Annotated in this window: 4 protein-coding genes; all 4 read right to left on the reverse strand. The window is 31.6% G+C overall.

What is annotated here, in order from left to right:
- Nucleotides 1-27: 27 nt before the first annotated feature.
- Complete coding sequence (locus CKF58_RS06890; RefSeq protein WP_119532312.1) at nt 28-747, reverse strand: hypothetical protein; 720 nt, start codon at nt 745-747, stop codon at nt 28-30.
- A 295-nt stretch (nt 748-1,042) separates the two neighbouring features.
- Nucleotides 1,043-1,828 carry a hypothetical protein gene (locus CKF58_RS06895; RefSeq protein WP_119532314.1) on the reverse strand — a complete coding sequence of 262 codons (786 nt, stop codon included), beginning with the start codon at nt 1,826-1,828 and terminating at the stop codon, nt 1,043-1,045.
- Between the two features lie 337 nt (nt 1,829-2,165).
- Nucleotides 2,166-2,966 (reverse strand): hypothetical protein, encoded by an 801-nt coding sequence (locus CKF58_RS06900; RefSeq protein ID WP_119532316.1) that lies wholly within the window; start codon nt 2,964-2,966, stop codon nt 2,166-2,168.
- Between the two features lie 336 nt (nt 2,967-3,302).
- Nucleotides 3,303-5,499: beta strand repeat-containing protein (locus CKF58_RS08480; protein ID WP_222987755.1), on the reverse strand; the 2,197-nt coding region annotated here is incomplete at its 5' end.

The following is a 5,499-nucleotide window of genomic DNA, read 5'->3' on the forward strand; positions in this document are numbered from 1 at the left end:
CCTAGAGCATATGCTCTAGGTCTTTGATTATTCACTTATATATCTAGCTAAAGGAGTTTGTAGTAAAATTTCTTTTGTAGGTAAACTATACTGAAAACCAAAACGTCCTAAAGTCAATAAACGCCAACGATATTCTGGAATATATTGTTTTACTGCTGAAGCTTGTAAACTCTTTTGTTGAGCTAAATTAAAAGGCTCGATAAATAGTTGATAATAAAATACTATATTTTTACAAAAATCAGGTCTTACCGCTGTCGTTGCTAAAATTTTTGCTGTTAAATCTACATAAGGCAATGCCTTAGAACAAATTAAATATAAATCTTGATATTCCTTATATGCGGTAATATTTAATGTATTATTTGTTAGCTCAATCGGATTACGTCCATTAATTCCTTTGTAAAATCCATTGATCATAACTTTTTCTACAAAAGTCGAAGCATCATACCCTTGCACCGTTCCATTAGGAGTAATGTTAAGAGTGCTCAACATTACAAAGGTATAATTCCAATTATAAAAATGTTTATTAATCAAAGCTTGAGCTTTATTTATCACCTCTGGCGTTAAATAATCCAGTGTCTGTGCATAGGTTAAACTAGTGGTTTGATTACTATATCTCTGCTCTATTGCTGAAGAAGCTGTAGTACTTGCAGCATAAGCTAAACAAGAAACACTATTGAGTAACATTACTCCTCCAACCGTAAATAAATTTAAAGAGAAATAACTCTTTTTAGCAAATTGTTTTTTCATCAGCTCCTCTAGTAAAAAATATAGTACAAAGTTTTTATCCAACAAAGAAAGAATCAACTAAAGATAAATCTTTCATGTAATAAATAATCCCCTTTTACTTCAGCTTATCTAAATAATCAATCTTATAATTATATAAACCGGCAACTACAGTTCACAAATCTATCAACTATGTCTAACAACATCATATCTTGGTATATAGCTCATTAAATTAAGTTTTCTTGAATAAAATCACATTCATAATAAAGAATAAATTTACCTTGCGGTTGAGCATACAATGATAAATTCTTTATATGATTTATTGCTTATAAAAGGTCATATGATGAGATCTCGCATCTATTTGTTCAATTTTCGGTCGAGATGGTAGCAACTCAGTTATACCTAATACCGAGATTTTATATGGTTGAAAAATATTTTGCAATTGTGATAGTGATTCAGGGTTTTGCTTTAATACATCAATATAAGTTAATTCAAATTTAAAATGAAAACGACGCTGAATGGCTACCATTTCTTTACGTACAAGTAATGCATCTACTTTCTTACTAAACTGATACAAAGGTACAAGATTGTTTGGTAATTTTTCTTTTGTATTAGCTTTCATTCCCATAATAATGTTACTTGTACTTAAAAACACTAGAATCTGTAAATCATCAGCTTGAAAAGCAAAAGGAGCAAATAATGGTAAATAGGTTTTACAAGCTTGAAACACCTCTTGGTTAAAAGCTTTATATACTTGAGGTTTGATTTGCTCTTGATATACCTGATAACAAGCTGTCATTAATTGCGCTATTTCTGTAATCTTATGATTCTCATAGATATTATTCTTCACCGTAGCGTACTGATAAAACTCAGCCGCTAAATTTGATGCTAAAGCATAAGATAAACTTTGAGCAGTTGTTTCCGGTTCTGTAGCAGCAAAGTCTTCTAAAGTTGCTTGTAAAACTAATGCTGTTTGACTATAAGTTATACGATGGCTACTTAGTAAATTTAATACATGCTGCTCATTAGCAGTAATTGCCTGTACAGGGAGGACACCAGTAATACCTCCTAAAACAATATACAGTAAACCAAAAATTAATTTCATACAGATGTAATAATAAAATATTAGCGTCTATTACGCCTTAAGCACAGCCTTAGCACATGCTTAGTTTCGTACATAATTAAACAAAAATCAGATTTTGCAAAATGCTTTGATATATTATGCTGTTGCTTAGCTCTTACAGAGTAAAATAATCTTTTTGTTTAATCTTGCAAGCTTATTACTTATGCAATAAGAAATTATTCATAAGTAAAACTTTCTTTTACTACTTGCAGATCTTCTTTTAGTTTGCTACTTTCTTTTATCACAAAGTAAATTTATCTACAAGCTTACACATTCATATTATCTTATATATTCACTATCTTATACTTAAATATCTTTACTAAGGCAAAGTTAAAGTAATCCCTAAATGATCTTTAACATAAATCTGGAGATTCGTAAAAGCCTCTACATCAGCACGATAAGTAAAATAATATGTTTCACTATATGTAAAGCCTAAACTTTGAGCAAGGTTTGTATAGTTATACTTCTCAAACATTGTTTGTGATTGAGCGATTACATTATTTAAAAAGCTATTACTTAAATATTTTTTCCCTTTGTCTAATATTTTTTGCGCTACAGCATCAATGTCTTGAAAGATTACAGTACGAGCATCATTAATATCACCTTGAAAGGTGATAATGTCATAAATTACAGGAAAGCATACTTTACTAACAGCTTGTGTTTGTTCACTTAACCACAAACTATTACTTGTAGCATACTCATAAATATTTTCTTTTCCTAATTGGCTACATAAATTAAAAGCTTTACTATATACTTCTAGATATTCATTAGTATAGTCAGCAACATTTGTATAAGACATAGTGCTCATTGCATGATAATGCATCAGATATTTGGCAAAATCTAAAAGCGTCATCACTTTATCTTGTTGCTTTACATAAGTAATTCCTTGTTTACTATTTTCTGTAATCAAATCAAGTAATGATCCCTCTTGTGTAGACAAAGAAACTATTTCTTGTATTGTTTGCTCAATTGTTGAGAGATGATTCGTATCACTCGTCGTGCCTTTAGCAACTAATGGAAAAACCAAAACTATAATGCTCATGATTTGCAGTATGCCATGAGGCCATCCTTTCTCGATTTTTCTTTCATTTTGCTCTAATTTACGCATCATTTGTACCATAAAATTTTTCACAACATAATACTAATAAAATCATTTCTTATGTTATAGCTAACCATTAATTTATTATATCAAGTTGCTACAACTCTCTGTTCTTTTACTTACTCTCTTATACAAAAATCCTTCCCTCTTAACATCACTATTCTTTATCACAAAAACTGCAACTATAGCTTATAGGCTTTGCCTTATCAAAAGTAGAAATTAATTTTTATTTTTAATTTTTTAAGTTTTAAATATACAAACGTCCTCAGGTAACTTTTTACCTGAGGACGTTTTATATATTTTAAATTCATAAAGTAGACTAAAGCTACAAATGACGCTTCCAGTGAAGAAAACTCATTATTTCTTCTGTGGTTTTGTTTTTAGAGCTTCAGGTACTTGAGTACATGCTGCAGTAATTCTTGCTGAATCTATCGCATTAAATTTGTACTTACGAATAATTTGCTCAATTGATAAAGTATCTCTATCCGCGTCAGTTACATTATGCTCGCTAGCTAACGAATCAATAACTGCTTTACATTGAGTAAGCATTAATGATGATGGAGCTTCAACCACAATTGTTTTACCAGCTGGAATTTGACTCACACTCACTGTTGCAAAATTATCATTACGTAATTTTTCAAGATCTTCACCTAGTGTACCTTGATCAGTGTCTTCTAAACGTAAATCAACCCCATCTTTTTGTGATAACCAATCATTATACTTATAGATAGTATCTTCAAGAATAGTACGCGCATCATTATTAGTTACGTCATTAATTGGATTAACAATAACTAAATCAGGATTATCTCTCAGAATCTTACCTGTATCATAACGACCATTTACCGACGGAGTAGTATTAATCAGACCTTTATTGTTACTAATGATTACTGGGTTTTCTACAGAAGTATCTGTACCATTAGCATTTAAGCCGCCTGATAAATTCAGAACATTATCTCTAATTTCTGAAGTCGTACCATTAGTGTTCAGATATTTACCTGTAATATTATTACCTGTAACATTAGTATGACCGCCTTCACCAATACTTACATTCTCTTTTGCAATAAATGTATTGTTGTAAGCTGTTGTTCCATTAGTACCAGATACAGTAATATTACCATTTAATGCTGAAGCCTTAGAATTTGTAACGGTTGCTGTACCATTTACTGCGCGCATAATGATATCACCATTTTCAGAAGAAGTATTTGTATTATTAATAACTATTTGTGATCCTTCTAAAGTTACATTTTCTACTGCTGTGACGTTAGTACCATCAAGATTTAAGGTGCCATTATTAGCTGTAATCGCTGCACTACCATTTAATGACGTTACATTAGTGTTAATAACATTAGCATCTCCGGTACGAGCCTCTAAACGAGCTACATTGTAGCCAGTGATATTTGAATTATTAGAGTTAATACTGCCACCTTCAACAATCGCATCACCTTGTTTAGCTTCAACATTAGTACCATTTAATGTTGTTGTATCCGTAGAGTTAATAGTAGCATTACCCGTAGTTGCATTTACGTTTGAGTTAATTAACGTTGCTGAACCTTTAGTAGCATTTACATCTACATTTTTACCAATTACGTTAGTATTATTTAACGTCACATTGCCAGCAACAACACTCGCATTACCCTCTAAAGCGGTAATGTTACTATCGCTAATTGCTGCATGATTTACAGCAGCTAATTTTGCATCACCATCTGTAGCGTTAATTTCTGAATTAGCAATAGTAGCGTCACCTTTAGTAGCGTTAACTTCTACAGATTTACCTGTAACATTTACATTATCTAAAGTTAAGTTACCTGCAATAACATTACTATCTCCATTAGGAGAAAGAACATTAGTTCCGGTTACAGTTGCATTGTTATCTGCTGTAACTAGTGCCGTACCATTTAATGCTGTAACATTAGTGTTATTTGCATCTAAATTGTTACGTGCTTTTAATTTCGCTACATCAAAACCAGTAATATTTGAATTGTTTGAAGTAACGTTATTACCTTCAACTTCTGCTTTACCTTGTTTTGCTTCTATATTTGTACCTAACAGAGTCGTATTCTCTGTTGCATTTATTTTAGCATTACCAGTAGTTGCATTAATTGTAGAGTTTATTAATGTTGCAGAACCATTAGTTGCATTTACATCAACATTTAGACCTGTTACATTCGCACTGTTTAAGGTTACATTACCAGCTACAACACTTACATTACCCGCTAAAGCTGTAATATTACTACCAACAATTGCAGCATGATTTACAGCTGCAATCTTAGCGTCTCCATCTGTAGCATTTACTACAGAATTAACTATAGTAGCATCACCTTTAGTTGCATTAATTTCAACTGCCTTACCTACTACATTCGCATTATTTAAATCAACATTGCCAGCAATAATACTCGCATTGCCATTTAATGCACTGATATTACTATTAGTAATAGCTGCAAGGTTAGCTGCTCCAACTTTAGCGTCTCCTTCAGTAGCATTAACTACTGAATTTGTAATTAAAGCATCACCTTTAGTAGCGTTGATCTCAACTGCTTTACCTGTAACATTAGCT

This window comes from Psittacicella hinzii (genome assembly GCF_003585935.1).
Lineage (GTDB): Bacteria > Pseudomonadota > Gammaproteobacteria > Enterobacterales > Psittacicellaceae > Psittacicella > Psittacicella hinzii.